The organism is Kineococcus aurantiacus (assembly GCF_013409345.1).
Classification (GTDB): Bacteria; Actinomycetota; Actinomycetes; order Actinomycetales; family Kineococcaceae; genus Kineococcus; species Kineococcus aurantiacus.
Genome location: NZ_JACCBB010000001.1, coordinates 1,903,780 through 1,924,501 on the forward strand (window position 1 = coordinate 1,903,780; position 20,722 = coordinate 1,924,501).

At 75.9% G+C, this 20,722-nt stretch carries 19 protein-coding genes; 9 read left to right on the forward strand and 10 right to left on the reverse strand.

What is annotated here, in order from left to right; all coding sequences use genetic code 11:
- Positions 1-24 precede the first annotated feature (24 nt).
- From BJ968_RS09195 to acs, 4 genes are all read right to left on the reverse strand, one after another.
- Complete coding sequence (locus BJ968_RS09195; RefSeq protein WP_179751134.1) at positions 25-942, reverse strand: alpha/beta fold hydrolase; 918 nt, start codon at positions 940-942, stop codon at positions 25-27.
- Between the two features lie 26 nt (positions 943-968).
- Positions 969-1,454, reverse strand: a complete 486-nt coding sequence (locus BJ968_RS09200) for a phage holin family protein (protein WP_179751136.1) — start codon at positions 1,452-1,454, stop codon at positions 969-971.
- Positions 1,455-1,709: 255 nt separating this feature from the next.
- The gene (locus BJ968_RS09205; protein ID WP_179751138.1) at positions 1,710-2,699 is read right to left on the reverse strand and encodes an endonuclease/exonuclease/phosphatase family protein; all 990 of its coding nucleotides are present in this window, start codon (positions 2,697-2,699) and stop codon (positions 1,710-1,712) included.
- Positions 2,700-2,785: 86 nt separating this feature from the next.
- Positions 2,786-4,735 (reverse strand): acetate--CoA ligase, encoded by a 1,950-nt coding sequence (acs, locus tag BJ968_RS09210; RefSeq protein WP_179751140.1) that lies wholly within the window; start codon positions 4,733-4,735, stop codon positions 2,786-2,788.
- Positions 4,736-4,892: 157 nt separating this feature from the next.
- Here acs and BJ968_RS09215 point away from each other — a divergent pair, with 157 nt between their 5' ends.
- The 4 genes from BJ968_RS09215 to BJ968_RS09230 all read left to right on the forward strand — a co-directional run bounded on the left by BJ968_RS09215 (position 4,893) and on the right by BJ968_RS09230 (position 8,792).
- Positions 4,893-5,762, forward strand: a complete 870-nt coding sequence (locus BJ968_RS09215) for a DUF4394 domain-containing protein (RefSeq protein WP_218884950.1) — start codon at positions 4,893-4,895, stop codon at positions 5,760-5,762.
- A gap of 86 nt (positions 5,763-5,848) precedes the next feature.
- Complete coding sequence (locus BJ968_RS09220) at positions 5,849-6,442, forward strand: sigma-70 family RNA polymerase sigma factor (RefSeq protein WP_179751142.1); 594 nt, start codon at positions 5,849-5,851, stop codon at positions 6,440-6,442.
- Positions 6,439-7,152, forward strand: coding sequence for a zf-HC2 domain-containing protein (locus BJ968_RS09225; protein WP_179751144.1), 714 nt, complete (start codon positions 6,439-6,441; stop codon positions 7,150-7,152). Before BJ968_RS09220 ends, BJ968_RS09225 begins: the two co-directional genes overlap by 4 nt.
- 200 nt (positions 7,153-7,352) lie before the next feature.
- Positions 7,353-8,792 carry an MFS transporter gene (locus tag BJ968_RS09230; RefSeq protein ID WP_179756458.1) on the forward strand — a complete coding sequence of 480 codons (1,440 nt, stop codon included), beginning with the start codon at positions 7,353-7,355 and terminating at the stop codon, positions 8,790-8,792.
- Between the two features lie 87 nt (positions 8,793-8,879).
- Here the strand turns inward: BJ968_RS09230 and BJ968_RS09235 are convergent, their stop codons facing one another.
- The 5 genes from BJ968_RS09235 to BJ968_RS24370 all read right to left on the reverse strand — a co-directional run bounded on the left by BJ968_RS09235 (position 8,880) and on the right by BJ968_RS24370 (position 13,725).
- Entirely contained in the window at positions 8,880-9,572 is a 693-nt protein-coding gene (locus tag BJ968_RS09235; protein ID WP_179751146.1) for a tellurium resistance protein, read from the reverse strand.
- Between the two features lie 66 nt (positions 9,573-9,638).
- The gene (tsaD, locus tag BJ968_RS09240) at positions 9,639-10,682 is read right to left on the reverse strand and encodes a tRNA (adenosine(37)-N6)-threonylcarbamoyltransferase complex transferase subunit TsaD (protein ID WP_179751148.1); all 1,044 of its coding nucleotides are present in this window, start codon (positions 10,680-10,682) and stop codon (positions 9,639-9,641) included.
- Entirely contained in the window at positions 10,679-11,278 is a 600-nt protein-coding gene (gene def, locus BJ968_RS09245) for a peptide deformylase (RefSeq protein ID WP_343077922.1), read from the reverse strand. Before def ends, tsaD begins: the two co-directional genes overlap by 4 nt.
- A gap of 14 nt (positions 11,279-11,292) precedes the next feature.
- Positions 11,293-12,927, reverse strand: coding sequence for a SpoIIE family protein phosphatase (locus tag BJ968_RS09250; protein WP_179751150.1), 1,635 nt, complete (start codon positions 12,925-12,927; stop codon positions 11,293-11,295).
- Positions 12,928-12,981: 54 nt separating this feature from the next.
- The gene (locus tag BJ968_RS24370; RefSeq protein ID WP_218884953.1) at positions 12,982-13,725 is read right to left on the reverse strand and encodes a YceI family protein; all 744 of its coding nucleotides are present in this window, start codon (positions 13,723-13,725) and stop codon (positions 12,982-12,984) included.
- 257 nt (positions 13,726-13,982) lie between these two features.
- Here BJ968_RS24370 and BJ968_RS09260 point away from each other — a divergent pair, with 257 nt between their 5' ends.
- Positions 13,983-14,318: a hypothetical protein gene (locus BJ968_RS09260; protein ID WP_179751151.1), complete on the forward strand. Its 336-nt coding sequence runs from the start codon at positions 13,983-13,985 to the stop codon at positions 14,316-14,318.
- 25 nt (positions 14,319-14,343) lie between these two features.
- Here the strand turns inward: BJ968_RS09260 and BJ968_RS26495 are convergent, their stop codons facing one another.
- Positions 14,344-16,182 carry a VanW family protein gene (locus BJ968_RS26495; RefSeq protein ID WP_179751153.1) on the reverse strand — a complete coding sequence of 613 codons (1,839 nt, stop codon included), beginning with the start codon at positions 16,180-16,182 and terminating at the stop codon, positions 14,344-14,346.
- A 356-nt stretch (positions 16,183-16,538) separates the two neighbouring features.
- On the opposite strand from BJ968_RS26495, the gene BJ968_RS09270 reads away from it, so the two are divergent.
- From BJ968_RS09270 to BJ968_RS09285, 4 genes are read left to right on the forward strand one after another with little or no spacing between them, the layout of a single operon-like run.
- Positions 16,539-17,135 carry a TetR family transcriptional regulator gene (locus BJ968_RS09270; RefSeq protein ID WP_179751155.1) on the forward strand — a complete coding sequence of 199 codons (597 nt, stop codon included), beginning with the start codon at positions 16,539-16,541 and terminating at the stop codon, positions 17,133-17,135.
- Positions 17,132-17,857 carry an ATP-binding cassette domain-containing protein gene (locus tag BJ968_RS09275; protein ID WP_179751157.1) on the forward strand — a complete coding sequence of 242 codons (726 nt, stop codon included), beginning with the start codon at positions 17,132-17,134 and terminating at the stop codon, positions 17,855-17,857. The genes BJ968_RS09270 and BJ968_RS09275 overlap by 4 nt, the downstream gene beginning before the upstream one ends.
- A 23-nt stretch (positions 17,858-17,880) precedes the next feature.
- On the forward strand, positions 17,881-20,061 hold the full coding sequence (locus BJ968_RS09280) for a YhgE/Pip family protein (protein ID WP_179751159.1): 2,181 nt from the start codon (positions 17,881-17,883) through the stop codon (positions 20,059-20,061).
- 11 nt (positions 20,062-20,072) lie between these two features.
- Complete coding sequence (locus BJ968_RS09285) at positions 20,073-20,687, forward strand: flavin reductase (protein WP_179751161.1); 615 nt, start codon at positions 20,073-20,075, stop codon at positions 20,685-20,687.
- Positions 20,688-20,722 lie beyond the last annotated feature (35 nt).

Here is a 20,722-nt window from a genome sequence, read left to right on the forward strand (position 1 = left end):
CGCGCCCGGGGGCCGCCGGCGCGGTCACCAGCGGGCCAGCCACCCGGCCAGCAGGGCCCCGAACCGTTCGGGGTCCTCCTCGGGCACGTAGTGGCCGACGCCGGGGACCTCGTGCAGGCGGTGCGGGCCGCGGGCGTAGCGGGCGGCGGCCTCCAGCGTCCCGGCCGAGACCGTGGGGTCCAGCGCCCCGCGCACCTGCAGGACGGGGACGTCGACGCCGTCGCGCAGGGCCGCGGCGAGCCGGCGGCCGTCGGCGCGCAGGGCCGACCGCGCGATCCACCGGTGGTACTCCAACGCGGAGTGGGCCACGAAGGGGACGCGGACCGCCTCGGCGTACCGGGCGACCTCCCCGGCCCCGGGCCAGCCGGGTCCGGCGCGCTCGCGCAGGACCCGCTCGACGCCGTCGCCGTGGACGAGGGACCGTTCGGGCAGGGCCGGCACCTGCCGCCAGAAGGCGGTGCGGGTCGTGTCGGCCCCCGAGGGCTGGCGCACGCGGTCGCGCAGGACGCGCGCGCTCAGCAGCGGGTGCCCGGCGCCGACGACGACGACGCCGCGGACCTGCTCTGGGTGCAGGGACGGCAGCGCCCACGCCGTCCGGCCGCCGATGCCCAGGCCCACCACGACGGCGTCGCGCTCGCCGAGGGCCCGCACGACGGCGGCCACGTCGGCCGCCGACGTCGGGGTGTCGTACCCGCGCGGGGGCTTGTCCGAGGCGCCGTACCCGCGCAGGTCCATCGCGACGGCGCGGTAGCCGGCCGCGGCCAGCGCCACGAGCTGGTGCCGCCACGCCCACCAGAACTGCGGGAAGTCGTGCAGCAGCAGGACCAGCGGCCCCTCACCGAGCTCGGCGACGTGGAACCGGGCGCCGTGAGCGGCCACGAGCCGGTGCCGCCACGGACCCTCGACGAGGACGGCCGAGACGTCCGTGGCAGCGGGGGGCACCGGTGGGGACGGTCAGCGCGGGACGGTCAGTGCCCGATGCTGCGGGCGCTGGTCGCCCCCGAGGTGGGCCCACCGGTGATGGTCTTGGCGACGGGCTTGCCGGTCGCGGCGGCCTTGATGGCCGCGACGCTGTCCTTGGTGGTGCGGATGGTGCGCTCGGGCGGGCGGACCTGCTTGACGCGGCCGAAGCCGATCGCCGCGGCCACGCCGGCGACGACGAGCATCGCGGCGGCCACGACGAGGAAGCTCAGCCAGACGTCCCAGCCGGCGCCCTCGTGCAGGGCGAAGGCGACGGTGACGCCGAGGAAGACGAAGGCGACGAAGCCGAGGACGCCGGCGACGGCGAACAGGCCGCCGCCGATGGCGCCGTTCTTGACGTCGGCCGTGATCTCGGCCTTCGCCAGGGCGATCTCGTAGCGGACGAGCTCGCTCACGTCCTTCGTCGCGTCGGCCACGAGCTGACCGATCGTGCGTTCGGGAGCCCCGACGGGACGGTCGTTCAGGGTGGTCATCGAGATCCTCCTAGGCCGGTCGCGCCCCCGCACGGGAGTCGGGGCGCCGGGCAGAGCCTAGGAGCTGGGTCCAGCGCGTGCACCGCCGGGTGAGCGCGTCGCCGTCGGCGGGGGGACCGACGGCGACGCAGGGGTCGCTCTCGCACAGGGGGGACGAGCGACGACCAGGACGACCCTACGACTCTCAACCTCCCCGCGGGCCCGATCCGGTGATCTCGTCGGGGCTTCAGCCGGGCGGAGCAGCGCCGCGCGCGGTCAGTGCACGGGCCGCCACCGCGCGGTGAGGGCGCGGTGGTCGCTGCCGGGGATGGTGTCGACGCGCGAACCCACTGCGCGCCAGCGCTCCCCGTCGGCCAGGGAGTGGTCGATGGTGGCGCCCACGACGGCGGGGTACTTCGCCGGCCAGGTGCCGCGCGCGCCCGTGCCGGTCTGCTCCCCGGCGTCGACGCACGACCCGCGCAGGTGCAGCCCGGGGTGGTCCAGCGTGGCGTTGAGGTCACCGGCCAGCAGCGCCCCGGGGGTGCGGGCGCACCAGTCGGCGACGGCCCGCACCTCCACGCCCCAGTCGTCCACGAGCCGGGGGACGGGGGCGGCGGTGTGCGCGGCGGCCAGGACGGGGCCCTCGCCGGAGACGGGGGCGGCGGTGACGACGGCCTTGACGCCGCCGGTGAGCTCCCCGGTGGGCCGGTACTCCCCCAGGCGCTGGGACACCAGCAGCGCGGTGCCGTAGCCGCCCTCGCGGTCGGGCAGGTAGAAGACCTGCACGCCGGTGCCGGTGCGGTCCCGGATGCGGGCGGCGACGTCGTCGGCGTAGGCCTGCGTCGACTCCGGCAGGGACACCGCGTCGGCGCCGGCGTCGGTGGCCAGGCGGGCGACGCCGGCGGGGTCGGCGCGGGCCATGAGCACGTTGGCGGCCAGGAACGTCACGTCCCCGGCGCGGGCGGGGGGCAGGTCGCCGGCGGAGACGCCGCGCGCGGCGGTGGCCCCCAGCGACCCGGCGGCGGCCAGGGCCAGGGCCGTGGCCGCCGGCAGGGCCCGCCGCCAGCGCAGGCCGGCCAGCCCGGTGGCCAGGGCCAGCCCGGCCAGGCCGACGCCGGTGGGCACGCGGAAGGGGACGGTCCACACGAAGGGCCGTTCCCCGGCGAGCCCGAACCAGTCCGGGGCGCCGACGACGGCGGCCCCGGCGGCGACGACCCCCGTCGCGACGACGGTCCCGGTGAGCGATCGGCGAGGGCGCGCTTCCACGCCCCCACCCTGGCGCACCCCCTCCCCCGGTGTCGTCCCGGTGGGAGGGGGTGCGGTGGAGGTTCGGTGGCGGGTCGGTCGGCGGGTCAGTCGGCGGGGGTGGCGCTCATGCCCTGCGTGATGGCGTCCATGACCGAGGAGTCGGTCAGGGTCGTGACGTCGCCGGGCTGGCGGTGCTCGGCGACGTCGCGCAGCAGCCGGCGCATGATCTTGCCCGAGCGCGTCTTGGGCAGCTCGGCCACGACCATGATCGACTTCGGCTTGGCGATGGGCCCGATCTCCTTGGCGACGTGGTCGCGCAGGTCCGCCACGGTGCCCGGGCCCTGCTCGTGACCGCCGCGCAGGATGACGAACGCGACGACGGCCTGGCCCGTCGTCTCGTCGGTGGCGCCGACGACCGCGGCCTCGGCGACGTCGGGGTGCGAGACGAGCGCGGACTCGATCTCGGCGGTCGACAGGCGGTGCCCGGAGACGTTCATGACGTCGTCGACGCGGCCCAGCAGCCAGATGTCGCCGTCCTCGTCGCGCTTGGCGCCGTCCCCGGCGAAGTACCGGCCCGGGAACCGCGCCCAGTAGGTGTCCTTGAACCGCTGCTCGTCGCCCCAGATGCCGCGCAGCATCGCCGGCCACGGCTCGGTGAGCACGAGGTACCCGGGCTGGCCGTGCGGGACGGGCTCACCGGCGTCGTCGACGACCTCGGCGACGATCCCGGGCACGGGCACCTGCGCCGAGCCCGGCTTCAGCGCGGTCACCCCGGGCAGCGGGGCGATCATGTGCGCGCCGGTCTCGGTCTGCCACCAGGTGTCGGCGATGGGCGTGCGGCCGCCGCCGACGACCCGCCGGTACCAGTTCCACGCCTCGGGGTTGATGTTCTCCCCCACGCTGCCCAGGACCCGCAGGGAGGACAGGTCGTGCCCGGCGGGGTGCTCCTCGCCCCACTTCATGCAGGTGCGGATCGCGGTGGGCGCGGTGTAGAGGACCGTCACGCCGTACTTCTCGACGATGGACCACCAGCGGTCCTTGCCGGGGGTGTCGGGCGTGCCCTCGTAGAGCACTTGGGTCATGCCGTTGGCCAGCGGGCCGTAGACGACGTAGGAGTGCCCGGTGACCCAGCCGATGTCGGCGGTGCACCAGTACACGTCGCGCTCGGGCCGGACGTCGAAGACGTTCCGCGTCGTGTACGCCGTCTGCACGAGGTACCCGCCGGAGGTGTGCAGGATGCCCTTGGGCTTCCCCGTGGTGCCGGAGGTGTAGAGGATGAACAGCGGGTTCTCGGCGTCGAAGGCCTCCGCCTCGTGGTGCGGCGCAGCGGCTCCCAGCGCCTCGTGCCACCACACGTCGCGGCCCTCGGTCCAGTCGACGGCCTCGCCGTTGCGCTGGACGACCAGGACGTGGGTGACGCTGGGGGCGCCCTTGGCCAGGGCCGCGTCGACGGCGGGTTTGAGCGTGGTGGGCTTGCCGCGCCGGTAGGACCCGTCGCAGGTGATGACGACCTTGCACTCGGCGTCGTTGATGCGGGAGTTCAGCGCGTCGGCGGAGAAACCCCCGAACACCACCGAGTGCGCCGCGCCGAGGCGGGCGCACGCGAGCATCGCCACGACCGACTCGACGAGCATCGGCAGGTAGATCGCGACCCGGTCCCCGGCCCCCACGCCCAGGGCGGCCAGGGCGTTGGCGGCGCGCTGGACCTGCTCGTGCAGCTCGGCGTAGGTGACGGTGCGGGTGTCGCCCGGTTCGCCCTCGAAGTGGAAGGCGACGCGGTCGCCGTGGCCGGCCGCGACGTGCCGGTCGACGCAGTTCACCGCGACGTTCAGCTTCCCGCCGACGAACCACTTCGCGAACGGCGGGTTCGACCAGTCCAGGGTCTGCGTGAAGTCGGTGTCCCAGGTGACGTGCTCACGGGCCTGCTCGGCCCAGAAGCCCAGCCGGTCGGCCGCGGCCCGCTCGTACAGGTCGGCCTGCGCGACGGCCTGCGCCGCGAACTCCGGGCTCGGCGGCACCGTGGATGTCGTCGACTGGTCCTGCGGCGTGGTCACGGTCGTCCTCCTCGACAGCCTGCTCTCGCGGGTACGCGACGAGGTTAGCCGTCGCTCCGGAGGGGCGCTGAACGCGGGGGCGGTGGGGCGCGTACACACCCCCGACCGGCGACCGCCGGGCACCGGAACACCCCACCGGACCAGCAGGAGGAACCCCGTGCGACCCCGTACCGCGATCACCGCCGCCGCCGCAGCCGCCGCCCTCACCCTCGTCGGCCTGGGCTCGGCCACCGCCGCGAGCGCCGGCGGGCCCTCCCACGCCCCCTCCCACGCCCCCTCCCACGGCTCCCCGGGCCGCGGTGACGCACCCCGCGCCGTCGGCCTCGTCGACGGCACCCGCCTCGTGACGTTCTCCACGGCCCGCGCGGGTGCGGTGAGGACCACCGGCCCCCTGGAGGGCCTGACCGGCGACGCGGAGCTCGTCGGCATCGACGCCCGCGTCCAGGACGGGCAGGTCTACGGCGTCGGCGACCGGGGCGGCGTCTACCGCCTCGACGTGCACGCCGCCACGGCCACGGAGGTGCTGCGGCTGACCGTCCCGCTGCAGGGCAGCGCGTTCGGCGTCGACTTCAACCCCGTCGCCAACGCCCTGCGCATCGTGTCCGACAGCGGGCAGAACCTGCGGCAGTCCTTCGCCGGCACCGACGCCGGTTACCCCGCCACCGTCGCCGACACCCCGCTGACGACGCCGCCCGCGGTCGGTACCACCACCGGCGTCACGGCGGCGGGGTACACGAACGACGACACCGACCCCGCCACGGCGACGACGCTGTTCGTCATCGGCACGGGCGACGACGTCGTCGCGGTGCAGTCCCCGGCGAACTCGGGCACGCTCGCACCCACCGGGAAGCTCGGCGTCGACGTCTCCGGCAGCGTCGGCTTCGACGTCACGGGCACCACCGGCCACCTCGTCGTCCCCAGCGGCGGGGGGTCCGTGCTGTACCGGGTCTCGCTCCTGACGGGCGCGGCGACGGAGGTCGGGACGCTCGACGCGGAGGTCACCGACCTGGCGCTGCGGTTGTCCTGAGGCGCACCGACGCCGGGTCCGGCGGGCTGAGGGGGACCGCCGGGCCCGGCCCGGAGCGGGGCCGTGGGCAGGACGGACGGAGGAGCATGGGACGGCGCCACGGACGGCGCGGGGGCTCGGCGCTGCAGGACGGCGCGGGACGCCCCGACGGGTTGCGCGACGAGGCCGACGTCGCGCGCGCCTACGCGGCGCACGGGGGCGAGCTGTACCGGTTCGCGCTGCGCGGGCTCGGGGACGCGGCGGCCGCGCAGGACGTCGTGCAGGAGACGTTCCTGCGCGCCTGGCGCGCGGCCGACCGCTACGACCCGGCGCTCGCGAGCCTGCGGGTCTGGCTGTTCGCCATCGCCCGCAACACCCTGCTCGACCACGTGCGGGCGGCCGGGGCGCGCCCCTGGCAGGGTGCTCTGGTGGCGGACGTCACCGACCTCACCGACAGGGCCCCGGGCGCCGTGGGCGAGGACCCCGGCGAGGACGTCCTGCGGGGGTGGGTGGTCGAGGAGGCGTTGCGGCGGCTGTCCCCGGAGCACCGGACCGCGGTGGTCGAGACGTACCTGCGGGACCGTCCGCCGGCCGAGGTGGCCGCGGAGCTGGGGGTCCCGGTGGGGACGGTCCGCAGCCGCGTGTTCTACGGGCTGAAGGCGTTGCGGGTGGCGATGGACGAGATGGGGGTGGAGCCGTGACCGACCCGGACCGGGAGCACAGGGAGCTGCGGGAGCTGCTGGGCCTGCACGCCCTCGGCCTGACGCCGCCGGCGGACGCGGCTCGGGTCCAGGCCCACCTCGACGGCTGCGCGGACTGCCGCGCCGAGCTCGCCGAGCTGGAGCCGCTGCGCGCCGACCTGCGCCTCGTCGACCCCGACCGGCTGCCGGGCCCGTCCGCCCCGCCGCGGGAGCTGGGCGAGCGCGTCCTGGCCGCCGTGCGCGAGGAGTCGGTGCTGCGCGACCGGCGGGAACGGCGCCGGGCCCGGACGCGGCGGCTGCGCTCGGTCCTCGTCCCGGCGGCCGCCGCGGTCGTGGCGGCCGGGGTCGCCACGGGCGTCACGTGGCAGGTCGCGGGCCGCGACCCCGCGCCGGTGGTGGCCGTCGAGGAGCTGCCGCTGACCGTCGTGGCCGCGGGGGTGCGGGCCGAGGCCCCCGCCGTCGTCGTGCCGCACACGTGGGGGGTGGAGGTGACCTTCGAGGCCTCGGGCTTCGCCGCCGGCCGGACCTACCGCGCCGTCGTGCGCACCGCCGACGGCGCCACCCGTCCCGCGGGCGAGTTCCTCGGGGTGGGCGCGGAGGAGCTGACCTGCGACATGCAGGCCGCGGTCCTGCGCGCCGACGCGACGGGGTTCGAGGTGCTCGACGAGGCCGGGGCGACGGTCCTCACCCTCCCGCTGCCCCGCGCCTGACCCGTCGGACGGGTGCCTCGGGACACGGTTCGCCGAGCGAACCGGTGGCGGCGGGCGTAGCTTCGCCGGGCCGCAGGGCGGTGGCCCAGAGGAGTGACCCCCGCTGTCCCCGGCGACGACGCCGAACGAAGGAAGGTGCTGTGAGCGCCACCACCGACAGTGACGGCCGCCTGGTCGTCCGCAGTCTCGTCCCGGCCCGCATGGACCGGCTGCCGTGGACCCGCTTCCACTGGATGATCATCGTCGGCCTGGGGGTGTCCTGGATCCTCGACGGGCTGGAGATCCAGATCGTCTCCAGCGTCGGCACGGTCCTGCAGGACCGGGCGACCCTGCACCTGACCGCCACCGACGTGGGCCTGATGGGGTCGATCTACCTGCTCGGCCAGGTCGTGGGCGCCCTCGTCTTCGGGCGCATCACCGACAAGGTCGGCCGGCGCAAGATCTTCATGCTGACCCTGGCCATCTACCTGGTGGCCAGCGGCATCGCGGGCCTGTCGTTCAGCCTGTGGTTCCTGCTGGTCTTCCGCTTCATCGCCGGGGTCGGCATCGGCGGGGAGTACTCGGCCATCAACTCGGCCATCGACGAGCTCATCCCCGCCCGCTACCGCGGCCGCGTCGACATCGCCGTCAACGGCACCTACTGGGCCGGTGCCATGGTCGGGGCCGCCGCCAGCATCCTGCTGCTCGACCCGGACCTCATCGACATCGACTGGGGCTGGCGGATCGGCTTCTTCATCGGGCCGGTCATCGGGCTGGCGATCATCGGGTTGCGCCGGCACATCCCCGAGAGCCCCCGCTGGCTGATGACCCACGGGTACGAGCAGCGGGCCGAGGAGACCGTCGACGAGATCGAGGGCGGCATCCGGGCCCAGGGCCGGGAGCTGGAGGACGTCCCGCCGGAGAAGGCGCTGACGATCCACCCGCACGCCTCGGTGAGCTACCGGGAGATCACCCGCGTCATGCTCAGCCGGTACCGGGGCCGGTCATTCCTGGGCTTCTCGATGATGGTGACGCAGGCGTTCCTCTACAACGCCATCTTCTTCACCTACGCGCTGGTGCTGAACCACTTCTACGGCGTCGGGTCCAGCTCGATCGGGTGGTTCTTCTTCCCGTTCGCCGCGGGCAACCTCGCCGGTCCGCTCCTGCTGGGCAAGCTGTTCGACACCGTCGGGCGGCGCAAGATGATCTTCGCGACCTACGGCGTCTCCGCGGTGCTGCTGGCCGTCAGCGCCGTGCTCTTCCACGCCGGGACGCTGTCGGCGACGACGCACACGGTGTTCTGGTGCGTCATCTTCTTCTTCGCCTCCGCGGGCGCGTCGTCGGCGTACCTGACGGTCAGCGAGATCTTCCCGCTCGAACTGCGCGGGCAGGCGATCTCGTACTTCTTCGCCATCTCCCAGCTCGTCGGCGGGGTCGCCGCGCCGTCGCTGTTCGGTGCCCTGATCGGCGACGGCACCGACCGCGGGCCGCTGACGGTCGGCTACTTCGTCGGGGCGGCCATCATGCTCGCCGGTGGCGTCATCGCCTGGTTCTTCGGCGTCGACGCCGAGGGCAAGGGCCTGGAGGACATCACCGACCCGCTGTCGTCGGCCGCCCCGCGCTCGGGTCGCACCCGGTTCGAGGGGCCGACCCCGGGCTGAGCGGCCCGGGGCCGGGGAGGGGGGCGGATCGTTGTGACAACGCTGCCGATGACTGCGAGCGTTGTCACAACGATCCGGACCGCGCGGCTACTTGCGCCCGGTCCGCCACTTCATGCCCCACCCGAAGGCCTCGTCGAGGGCCTGCTGACCGCCCTGCACGTACCGCACCTCGCGCTGCACCGACACCTCCCGGCCGTCGGAGACGATCTGGGCGATGGCGCACATGGGCGAGCGGTCGTCGTGCTCGTCGAGGCGCACCTCGATCTCGGGCCCGGACACCGGGTGCAGCGTCACGACGCCGTCGGCGGCGGCCCAGTTCGGGACGCCCTCGTAGATGAACGCGAAGACGAGGACCCGCTTGAGGCGGGCCGCGTCGCGCAGGTCGACGAAGAGGTTCTCCCCGCCGCCGCCGGTGCGGTCGTCCCCGTCGAGCCACACGAGCGGGTCCCCCGCGCCGCGGTCGCGGAACGCGTTGCCCAGGGCCTGCACGACGCCCTTGGAGCCGTCGGTGAACTCGTACAGGGCGCCCAGGTCGAGGTCGATGCCGCTCTGCGGGGCGGCGGCGGCCTTGAGCTTGGAGAAGAACCCGCCGGAGGCGGGGGCCGCGGCGGCCGGGCGGGCGTTCCAGGCCAGGTGCACGCGCAGGGTCCCGCCGGTCGCCCCCGTCTTGGACAGCGACACCTTCGGGGCTGACTTGGTCAGCGTCACCTTCGACAGCGAGACACCCCCCGGGCGGGGGGGTTCAGGCTCGTTCGCCTTCTTCGAGTAGTCGATGGCCACGGGTCCGACGCCTTTCGTCCGGGGAGCTTCCAAGCACCCAACGTACGCACGGGCGGGGAAGTGCCGTCAGGTCCAGGGGCCGTGCAGCAGCGCGCCCGTCAGCGGCGCCGACGGGTCCGCGCCCAGGTCCAGCCCCGACGCCGGGGCCCCCGCGCGCACGAGCAGGTCCCCCACCGCGGCGATCATCGCGCCGTTGTCGGTGCACAGCCGGATCGGCGGCACCCGCAGCTCGATCCCCGCCGCCGCGCACCGCTCCTCGGCCAGCGCCCGCACGCGCGAGTTCGCCGCGACCCCGCCGACGAGCAGCAGCGTGTCCACGCCGTGCTCGCGGCACGCGGCGAGCGCCTTGCGGGTCAGGACGTCGGCGACGGCCTCCTGGAAGCTGGCCGCGACGTCGGCGACGGGCACCTCCCCGCCGGCGTCGACGCGGGCCTCGACCCAGCGCGCGACGGCCGTCTTCACCCCGGAGAAGGAGAACCCGTACGCCGGGTCGGAGGGGCGGGACAGGGCGCGGGGGAAGGCGATGGCGTGCGGGTCGCCGTCGCGGGCGACCCGGTCGACGACGGGCCCGCCGGGGTAGCCGAGGCCGAGGACGCGGGCGACCTTGTCGAAGGCCTCCCCCGCGGCGTCGTCGACGGTGTCGCCCAGGTGCACGATCGGGTCCTTGCCGAGGTCGCCGAGCAGCAGCAGCGACGTGTGGCCGCCGGAGACGACGAGCGCGACGCAGCACGAGGGCAGCGGCCCGTGCTCCAGGACGTCGACGGCGGCGTGCCCGGCGAGGTGGTGCACGCCGTACAGCGGCTTGCCGAGGGCGAACGCGAGGGCCTTGGCCGAGGCGAGCCCGACCTGCACGGCCGTGGACAGCCCGGGCCCGGCGGTGACGGCGACGGCGTCGACGTCCCCGAGCCCCAGCGAGGCCTTCCCCAGCGCCTCGTGCAGCACCGGCAGCATCGACTCCAGGTGCGCGCGGGCCGCGACCTCGGGCACGACCCCGCCGAAGCGGGCGTGGGCGTCCATGCTGGAGGCGAGGGCGTCACCGAGCAGGACGCCCTCGGAGACGAGACCGACGCCGGTCTCGTCGCACGACGACTCGATCCCCAGGACGATCACGCGCCGTCCCCCGCGGGAGCGGCCAGGCCGGCGGCGGCGAGGATCTCCTCGCGCTGCGCGGCGGGGAGCCGGTCGACGTAGACGACGCCCTCGAGGTGGTCGGCCTCGTGCTGCAGGCAGCGGGCCAGCAGACCCGTCCCGACGATCCGCACGGGGTCGCCGTGGACGTCCACGCCCGTCACCTCCGCCCGGTCCGGGCGGGCCAGCTCGGCGTACTCGCCCGGCACCGACAGGCAGCCCTCGCCGTCGAGGTCGAGGCGGCGCTTGCGGCCCGTGGGCAGGTGCAGGACGGGGTTCACGACGTGCGCGACGACGTTCTCCCCGGTGGTCTCGGTGTCGTCGTCGGGGCAGTCGACGACGAAGACGCGCGCGTCGACGCCGATCTGGTTGGCGGCCAGGCCCACGCCGTCGGCGGCGGCCATGGAGGCGAACATGTCGGCCACGAGCTGGACGAGGTCGTCGTCGAAGACCGTCACGGGCGTGCAGGGGTGGTGCAGCACGGGCGTGTGGTAGCGGGTGATGGGGTGCGCGACCCCGGTCCGCCCCTCGAAGACGACGTCCTCGGCGGGTTCGGGCGTCACGCTGTGCTCACTCACGCGGAGATCGTAGGTCAGCCCTGGGCGTGGAACCGGACCGCGAGCAGCGCGACGTCGTCCCCCACGGCCCCGCCGGTCTCGGCCAGCAGCTGGTCCAGCCCGGCGGCGAGGTCCGCGCCGGCCAGCCCGGAGGCCTTGGCGCGCAGCCGCTCGATGCCCGCGTCGAGGTCCTCGTCGCGGCGTTCGACGAGGCCGTCGGTGTAGAGCAGCAGGGTGGCCCCGACGGGGACGTCGACGACGTGGTCGGTGCGCCGGCCGGCCCCCACGCCCAGCAGCAGGTCCGGCTCGGCGTCCAGGACGCGCGCGGTGCCGTCGGCCAGGACGAGCACGGGCGGGGGGTGCCCGGCGTTGGCCCAGCGCACCGTCCGCACCCCGGCGGCCCGCGCCCGGGGGGTCTGCTCGACGCGGGCGACGAGGCAGCTGGCGAGGATCGCGTCGGCGCGCAGGGAGCTGACGACGGACTCCAGCCGGTCCAGGAGCTCGGCGGGCGGGTCGTCGCGGTCGACGGCCAGGGCGCGCAGCGCGATCCGCAGCTGCCCCATCTCGGCGGCCGCGGTGACGTCGTGGCCGGTGACGTCGCCGATGACCAGCAGGGTCGTGCCGTCGGGCAGCACGACGCCGTCGTACCAGTCGCCGCCGACCTGGTCCCCGGCGTGGGCGGGCACGTAGCGGGCGACGAGCTCGAGGTCGCCGACCTGCGGCAGGTCCGTGGTGAGCATCGAGGTCTGCAGGGTGCGGGCGGCGGCGGTCCGCTCGGCCAGCAGCAGGGCCCGCTGCAGCGCCTGGGTCGTGTAGGAGGCCAGGGAGCGCAGCAGGGCGCGCTGGTTCTCGGACAGCTCCAGGTCCTCGTGCCAGACCATCGTCAGCAGCCCCACGGTGCGGCCCGCGGCGACGAGGGGCACGGTCGCCAGGTAGCGGACGTGGGCGACCTCCCAGCGGTGGGCGAGCTCGGGGAAGCCCGTCCGCAGGCTCGCGGCGTCGTCGAACCGGGGGCGCCCCTCGCGCAGGGCCAGGGTGCCCGGGCCGGGGCCGTCCAGCGGCAGGTCCGCCCACTCCTCCTGCGCGCCGGGGGCGTACTCGCCGGTGAAGGGGGTGCGCAGCAGCTGGCGCTCGTGGTCGACGACGGACAGCGCGGCGTAGGCGGCGCCGAAGCCCTCGCGGGCGGCCTCGACGGCGGCGCGGGCGACGTCGGTGACGGTGCGGGTGGCGGTGAGGGCCTCGGACAGGCGCAGGAGCACGGTGGTGTGGTCCAGGGACCGCTGCAGGGAGCGGGTCAGCTGGTCGCGCTCGAGCTCCAGGCGCCGTTCGGCGGTGACGTCGCGGAAGGAGCACAGGACCTGCTCGTCGACGCGCTGGGCGCGCACGGCGATCCAGCGGTCGGTGCCGGGGACGGGCCCGGTCCAGGTGACCAGGCCGCCCTCGGCGCGGGTGCGCCGCAGCTGGGCGTGGAAGTCGCTGCCGACGGCACCGGGGAAGACCTGCGACAGGAGCCGGCCCAGGAGGTCGGCGGGGGCCAGGCCGTAGACCGCCGCACCCGCGGCGTTGACGTGCAGGACGCGCCACTCGTGCGCGTCGAGCACGATGATCCCCTCGGAGACCTCTTGCCACGCGCGCAGGAGCAGCGGGTCCACCGCTCCTGCGGACGACATGCGGTCAGGGTAGGCGCCCGCCGGGGGGCGCCGCAGCGGATCGACGGGACGGGATCAGGCGGGGCGGGCGCTGACGGAGAACTCGACGGTGCCGGTGTCCTCGACCTTCACGAAGCCCAGGTCGGGGGCCTGCACGCCGTGGTCGGACCAGGTCAGGGGCAGGGACCCGGTGACGGTGACGGCGTCCTGCGCGGTCCGCTCGACGGTGGCCGGGACGCTGACGTCGCGGGTGGTGCCGTTCAGCGTCAGGGTCGCGGGGAGCGTGACGGCCAGCCGGGAGCCGACGTCGAGACCGCCGAGGGGGACGGGGGCGGTGAGGGCGAGGTCGGCCGTGGGGTGCTGCGCGACGTCCAGGACGCGGGTGCGGAACTGGTTGTCCCGCTGGCTGGAGTCGGTGGTGACCGAGGCCAGGTCGACGGAGACGGTGGCGGCGGTGAGCTGCCCGCCGGCGACCGTCAGGTCCCCGCTCACCTGCGACGTGCGGCCGGTGACGGTGATGTCCTGGCCGTTGAGGACCTCCGCGACGCGGTAGCCGGCGGTGCCGCCGGGCACCAGCGCCCAGGTGCCGTCGAGGGTGGGGTCGGTGCTGGCCCCGGTGGGGGTGGCGGCCGGCGCCGCGGCCGACGGCGCGAGGGGCGCGGCGGCCTTGCCGGACTCCAGCCGCGCGTACAGGCGCGGCCCGGCGACCGCGGCGAGGACGAGCAGCGCGGCGACCACGGCGAGGGTGGTCCACAGGGCCCGGCGGCGGCGGGGGCGGCCGGGGGCGGGCGGTCGGTCGGTCGTCCGGGTGCTGCTCACGGGGCTCACCTTCGCGGGTCGGGGGACGGGGCCTGCACGGGGAGCACGCTGCAGGGGGCCCGGGCGGTTCAGCCGCGCGCCTGTGGACCACCTGTCGACGGGCCGCGGCGACGGTGCGTCAGGGCGGGTCACGGTCGCGTCACGACGACCGGTCGACCCGTCGGACAGCACCTACGACGTCGTGTCGTCGTGAGGTGTTGCGCCACAACGGCTGGCGCTGGTCCACAGCACCCCCGCGCAGGCCCTACCCTCGTCGGGTGCCTTTTGAGCGTCTGCGACTCATGAGCGACTACCAGGTGCCGACCCCCGTGTGGGCCCCTGCGGACATGGGCGGGTTCGTCCTGAGCCCCACGCACCTCGACGACCTCGGCCTGGACGAGCGGCTGCGCACCGGGCTGCTGCGCTGGCAGGCCTACTTCGACGAGCACCACCCCGTCGACCTGTGCGGCTGGGACTCCCCCGCCTCCTGCACGGCCTACGCCAGCGAGGGGTTCCGGCTGCAGTCCGAGCTGACCCACGCCCTGCCCGGCGTCCGCTTCGACCTCGACCTGTGGCCCGTCCGCGCCGTCGACCTGGACGTCCTGCCCCTGTGACCCGCCCGCGACGCCCGCGCCCCGCCTACTGCGCGGGCGTCGCGGGCGGGGCGCTCGCCGTGGCCGGCGCGGTGGGCGTGGGCGCCGGCTTCGGGGTCGAGGGGTCGGGGCCGCAGACGACCCGGTTGTCGGAGTTGTAGACCGTCGTCCACGTCTCCCGCTCCTCCGGGCCGCCCCCCACGGGCGTCATGACGCGCGTGACGTCCACCGTGAACCCCGTGTGCGGCGTCGAGTTCGGCGTGCAGCCGGCCGACGTGTCGTAGACCGTCCGCCCGGTCCGGACGTTGCGCCGCGGGGAGGTGATCGACTCCACGTCCCGGAACTTCGTCCCGTACATCGACACCACGACCTGGTTGCCGACGATCCCGGCCTGGACGTAGACGCCGTGGCCGGAGTCGTTGCGGAAGCGGTTGTCGATGCTGCGCCAGTCCAGCGTCGCCTCGCGGCCCTCGGGGTAGCGGGAGATGTAGAGCGAGTGCGGCTTGTGCTCGATCTCGTCCAGCCCCGCGAAGAACACGTTGTTGAACAGCGTCGTCGACAGCTGCGAGACCCCGCCGCCGTAGTCGTCGACGAGCCGGCCCCCCGAGATGACGGGGGCCTTGTGGAAACCGCGCTCGGGCGTGCGCTCGCCGACGGTGTCGTTGAGGGAGAACTCCTCCCCCGGCCGCAGGATCGTGCCGTCGACGTACCGGGCCGCGATCCGGATGTTGTCGGTGCGCTGGGCGTCGGGGGTCAGCTTGGTGGCGAACGTCGAGATCCGCTCGACGATGCCCAGCGAGCTCAGCTCCTCCGTCGTCAGGCCCGGCTGGGACTCCGCCAGCGCCACCTCCGCGCGCCGCGAGGGGGCCGCGCCCGTGAGCGCCCCCGTCACCGCCGTCGCCAGGTCCGCCGCGGGGACGGCCCGGCCGGCCACGGCGGGCACGACCTGGGGCCGGTCCCCCACGATCTCGATCCGCGCGTCCTGCGGGGCGGTCTCGAACTGCGGGTCGGCGGCGGTGACGGCGGCCTGCAGGCCCTCGCCGTCCGCGACGAGGGCGACCCGCCCGTCGACGGGGCGCACGGCCAGCGACCGGGCGAACGCGGCGGGCGCCAGCGTGACCTCCCGGCCCCCGCCGGCGACGACGAGGTCGCCCGCCACGGCCGGGCGCGCGAGGCCGTCGACCGCGGCGTCGATCCCCGCGGCGTCGACCGAGGTCTCCACGACGTCGGCGCGCAGCGGGACCGGCCCCCCGCCCAGCCAGCGGTCGGCGACCTGCCCCGCCGCCTCCCGCGCGTCGAGCGCGCGGCCGGGCACGGGGGCGGTGACGGCCGGTTCGACCGAGCCGTCGGCGCGGACGTCGAACGTCACCGCGCCCTCGACCGGCGCGACGGCCACGGCGTCGGCCACCGGCCGCAGCGCGGCCTCCAGCGCACCGGTGTCGACGTCGACGTCGGGGGTGACGGTCTCGCCGCCGGCCAGGTGCCGCCACAGCTGGGCGGGGGCCCACGCCGGGCCGGTGAGCCGCTCGACGGTGCGGTCGACGTCGAGGGACAGCCCCGCCTGCGCCGGCACGACCTCCGCCGACGTCGAGGCCCCCGCCCCCGTGACCTGCACGGCGACGGGGCGGGCCCGCAGCTCCTGCGCGCTGCGGGTCAGGGTGCGGTCCAGCGCGGCGCGGTCCTGCCCGCCGACGTCCTGCCCCAGCACGGTCGTGCCGCGCGGGGCCTGCCCGCCGAGCGCGAGCGCCGCCGCGCAGTACCCGCCGGCCACGACGACGGCCCCCAGGCCGACCCAGGTGGCCGGGCGGCGGGCCCAGGACCGTCGCGGCCGGGCCCCGGTCGGCCGCCCGGTCTCCTGCTGCGCCGGATGGTCGGTGTTCGTCACCTGTGGTCCCCCGCTCGATCCCCCGTGCGCGGCGCACAGGCCGTGTCCGCGCGGGCCCAGCCTAGGAGCCCGAGGTGCCCGGGCACGTGACCTTCCCAGGACCACCACACCGGGCCCGCCGGAGGGGCCGCCGCTCGGCGCGCCACCCGCGGGTGATCGGTGATCGAGCACAGCGGTGATCGAGCACGGCGGTGATCAAGCACGAGAGTGCTCGATCACGGGAGTGCTTGATCACGGGAGTGCTTGATCACGGGAGTGCTTGATCACGGGAGTGCTTGATCACGGGACGGGACGCAGCGGGGTGGATCCAGTCCGTACTCAGTGCATTTCGTATCGAACTCGCGTACGCTCGTCCCGTGACCACGACCACCCGGCGCCGCGCCGAGACGCGGGCCAAGCTCCTGGCCGCCGCCCTCGACGTCCTCGGCGAGCAGGGCCTGGCCCGCAGCAGCGTCGAGAGCGTCTGCGAGCGGGCCGGGTTCACCCGCGGTGCCTTCTACTCCAACTTCGCGACCATGGACGACGTCGTCGCCGCCCTGCACGCCGACCAGGCCGCCGCCCTCGTCGAGCGCGTCACCGAACGCCTCGCCGGCGGCCTGCCGGGCACCGACCTCGAGCAGGTCGTCGCCCACGTCGTGGAGGTCCTGCCCGTGGACCGGCAGTGGCACGCGGTCCGCACCGAGTTCACCGCCCAGGCCCTGCGCAACCCCGACGCGGCCCGCGCGCTGGCCGCGCGGCGCGCGGCGCTGCGCGAACGGCTCGCCCCCGTCCTGCTCGACGCCCTGGCCCGGGTCGGGCGCCGGCCCACCGTGGCGGCCGACGAGCTCGTCCGCGCCCTCGTCACCGCCCACGAGGGGCTCGTGACGGCCCACCTGCTGGGGGAACCGCCCGGGGTGGGGACCCGCCTGCTGACCACCGCCCTGGAGACGTTCACCGAGGAGGTCACCCCGTGAACCAGCCCGTGGACCAGCCCGTGGACCGGCCCGTGATCCGTGCCGAGGGCCTGGAGCTGCGCGCCGGCGGCCGCACCGTCTACTCCGGCGTCGACCTCGACGTCGCCGAGGGCTCGGTGCTCGTCGTGCGCGGGCGCGCCGGGCAGGGCAAGACGTCGCTGCTGCTGACGCTGGCCGGGCGCATGCGGCCCACCGCCGGGCACCTCGCGGTGCTCGGGGAACCGCTGCCCGCCCGCGCCGGCGCGGTCCGCCGCCGCGTCGCCCTCGCCGAGGTCCGCGGCGTCAACGACCTCGACGACGCCCTGACGGTCGAGCAGCACGTCGCCGAGCGCCTCGTCCTGCACCAGCCGTGGCACCGCCCGTGGGTCAGCGACGCGCAGGTCGGCGAGCAGCTCGAGCGCGCCGGGCAGGTCCTGGCCCGCACCGCCGACGCCGGCGCGGACGTCCCCGCGCTGCGGCCCAGGGAGTTCGTCAGCGACCTCGACCCGCTGGAGCGGATGACCCTGGGGGTCGTGCTCGCGCTCATCGGCCGGCCCGACGTCCTCGTCGTCGACGACGTGGACTCGCTGCGCCGCGGCGAGGACCGCCGCCGCGCGTGGGCCTCGCTGGCCGCCCTGCGGGGGACGACCCCGCTGACCGTGGTCGCCAGCTGCTCGGACACCTCCGACGTCCGCTGGCGCTCCGGCGACCACCACACCCTCCTCGACCTCGCCGACCGGTGAGCCGACCCGTGACAGGACGGACCGTGATCCCCCGCTTCTCCCTCCCCGGCCTCGAGCTCGCCCGGTTCCGGCGGACCACGATCACCCGGCTGGCCGTGCTGGCCGTCGTGCTCGTCCCGCTCGTCTACGGCGGGCTGTACCTGTGGTCCAACACCGACCCGGTGAGCCGCCTGCCGCACCTGCGGGCCGCCGTCGTGGACTCCGACCGCCCCGCCACCGTGACGGGCCTCGACGGTTCCCCGCGCACCGTCGACGCGGGCCGCGACCTCGTCGCCGAGCTCACCGGGCCCGACGCCGCGGCGGGCTTCACCTGGCGCGCCGCCACCGAGGCCGAGGCCGCGCAGGGGCTGCGGGACGGCGAGTACGCCGCCGTCCTGCGCATCCCGGAGGGGTTCTCCGCGGCGCTGGCCTCCACCGGCGGCGACGACCCGCAGCAGGCGCGGATCACCGTCACGACCGACGACGCCGAGAACTACATCCTCGGCCAGGTCACGAACACCGTCGCCACGACGATCCGCACGCGGGTCGCCGCCGGCGCCACGACCGACTACCTGGAGAACGTCTACGTGGCGTTCTCGCAGGTCCACGACTCCCTCGGCGAGGCCGCCGACGGCGCCGGGCAGCTCGCCGACGGCGCGACGCGGGCCGACGAGGGCGCCACCTCCCTCGTCGTCGGGCTGGGCGACCTCGGCGACGGCGCGGCGCAGCTCGTCGACGGGACCCGGCAGCTGCGCACCGGGTCCTCCGACCTGGCCGACGGCACGGCCCGGGTCGCCGCGGGCGCCGACGGCGCCGCCGCGGGCGCCGGGCAGCTGGCGACCGGCCTGGACCAGCTGCGCACCGCCACGACGGCCCTGCCCGCGCAGACCGCGCAGCTGTCCGACGGCGCCGCGCAGGTCGCCACGGGCGCCGCGCAGGTCGCCACCGGCGCCGACGCCGTGGCCGCCGCCGCCGACCGCGTCCTGCCCGCCCTGGGCACCGCGCAGGACCTGCGGCCCCTCGTGGGGCAGCTGCTCGAGCAGGCCCGGGCGCTGGCCGCCGCCGACCCCGGCGACCCCACCCTCGCCCAGGCCGTCGCGACGCTCGAGCAGGCCCAGCAGGCCCTCGGCGACGGCTCCCTCGACGGCGCCGCGCAGCAGGTGCGGCAGCAGGTCGACGCCCTGGCCACCGGGGCGCGGCAGCTGTCCGACGGCGCGGCCGCCGTCTCCGGCGGCGCGCGGCAGCTCGCCGACGCCGCCCCCGCCCTCCAGCAGGGCGTCGCCCGGGCCGCCGACGGTGCCGACGGCCTCGCCACCGGCACCCGCACCCTGGCCACGGGCGCCCGCTCGGCCGCCGACGGGGCCGCGCAGCTGGCCGGCGGCGCGGCGCGGGTCGACGACGGCGCCACCGCGCTGGCCAACGGCACCACGCAGGCCCAGGACGGCGCCGCGCAGCTCGCCGACGGGACCCGCCAGCTCGCCGACGGCGCGGGCACCCTGCGGACCCGGCTCGCCGACGGCCGCGAGCAGGTCCCCGACTACGGCGCCGAGGGCGCCGAGCGGGCCGGTGTGGTGGCCTCCCCCGTCGCCGCCGAGCGCGTCAAGGAGCACGCCGTGCCCCGCTACAGCGACGGCCTGGCCCCGCTGTTCGTGCCGGTCTCGCTGTGGGTCGGCGGCATGGTGACGTACATGGTGCTGCGCGCGGTGTCCGGGCGGGCGCTGGCCTCCACGGCCTCCTCGTACCGGGCGGCCGTCGCGGGCTGGGCGCCGGGGGCGCTGCTGGGGGTGGCGCAGGCCGTGGTGCTGTGCCTGGTCCTGTTCCTGGCCGTGGGGATCGCCTCGCCGAACCCCGTCGCGACGGTGCTGTTCGCGGCGCTGGTCGCGGTGGTGTTCACCGCGATCCACCAGTGCCTCAACGCGCTGCTGGGCGGGGTGGGGCGGCTCGTGGCGCTCGTGCTGCTCGTCCTGCAGCTGACGTCGGCGGGCGGCACGTACCCCGTCGGCACGTCCCCGGCGTTCTTCGGGGCGCTGCACCCGTTCCTGCCGATGTCGTACGCGGCCGACGGGCTGCGCCACCTCATCGCGGGGGCCGCCGCGGGCCCGGTGTGGGCGGACGCGGCGGTGCTGGCCGGGTTCGGGGTGCTGGCGCTGGGGGTCACGGTGCTGGCCTGCCACCGCCGGCGCACCTGGACGGTCGCCGAGCTGCACCCCAGCCTGTCGCTGTAGCGTCCCGGCCCGTGCACTCGTACGAGCCCCGTGAGGGCCACCGCCTCGCGCACGACCCGCTGAACTCGATCGTCGCGCCCCGGCCCATCGGCTGGGTCTCGACGACGGGACCGGACGGGACGCTGAACCTGGCCCCCTACAGCTTCTTCAACCTCTTCAACTACCGCCCGCCGATCGTGGGGTTCTCCAGCATCGGCCGCAAGGACAGCGTGACGAACGCGCAGGCGAGCGGGGAGTTCGTCTGGAACCTGGCCTCGGTCGCGCTGGCCGAGCCCATGAACGCGACGTCGGCGGCGGTCGGGGCCGACGTCGACGAGTTCGCCCTCGCCGGGCTGACCCCGCAGCCGTCGACGATCGTCGGCCCGCCGCGCGTGGGCGAGGCCCTGGCCGCCTTCGAGTGCCGCGTGACCCGCGTGGAGGAGCTGACCGACGCGGGGCAGCGCGGGGTGGGCGCGTGGCTGGTGCTCGGTGAGGTCGTCGCGGTCCACCTCGACGAGCGGGTCCTCGTCGACGGCGTCGTCGACACCCTGGCCCTGGACCCGCTGCTGCGCGGCGGGGGTCCCTCGGACTACTTCACGGTCGGCGCCGAGCGCCGGTTGCGGATGGACCGCCCCGGCGCCGGCTGACCCCCGGGTGGGGGCCTCAAGCCACCACCCCGGGG

Bases quoted from the DNA above. Each gene is read 5' to 3' on its own strand.
- BJ968_RS09200 (WP_179751136.1), bottom strand. From the start codon at position 1,454: ATGACCACCCTGAACGACCGTCCCGTCGGGGCTCCCGAACGCACGATC.
- BJ968_RS09220 (WP_179751142.1), top strand. From the start codon at position 5,849: ATGGGACGGCGCCACGGACGGCGCGGGGGCTCGGCGCTGCAGGACGGC.
- BJ968_RS09230 (WP_179756458.1), top strand. From the start codon at position 7,353: ATGGACCGGCTGCCGTGGACCCGCTTCCACTGGATGATCATCGTCGGC.
- BJ968_RS09250 (WP_179751150.1), bottom strand. From the start codon at position 12,927: ATGTCGTCCGCAGGAGCGGTGGACCCGCTGCTCCTGCGCGCGTGGCAA.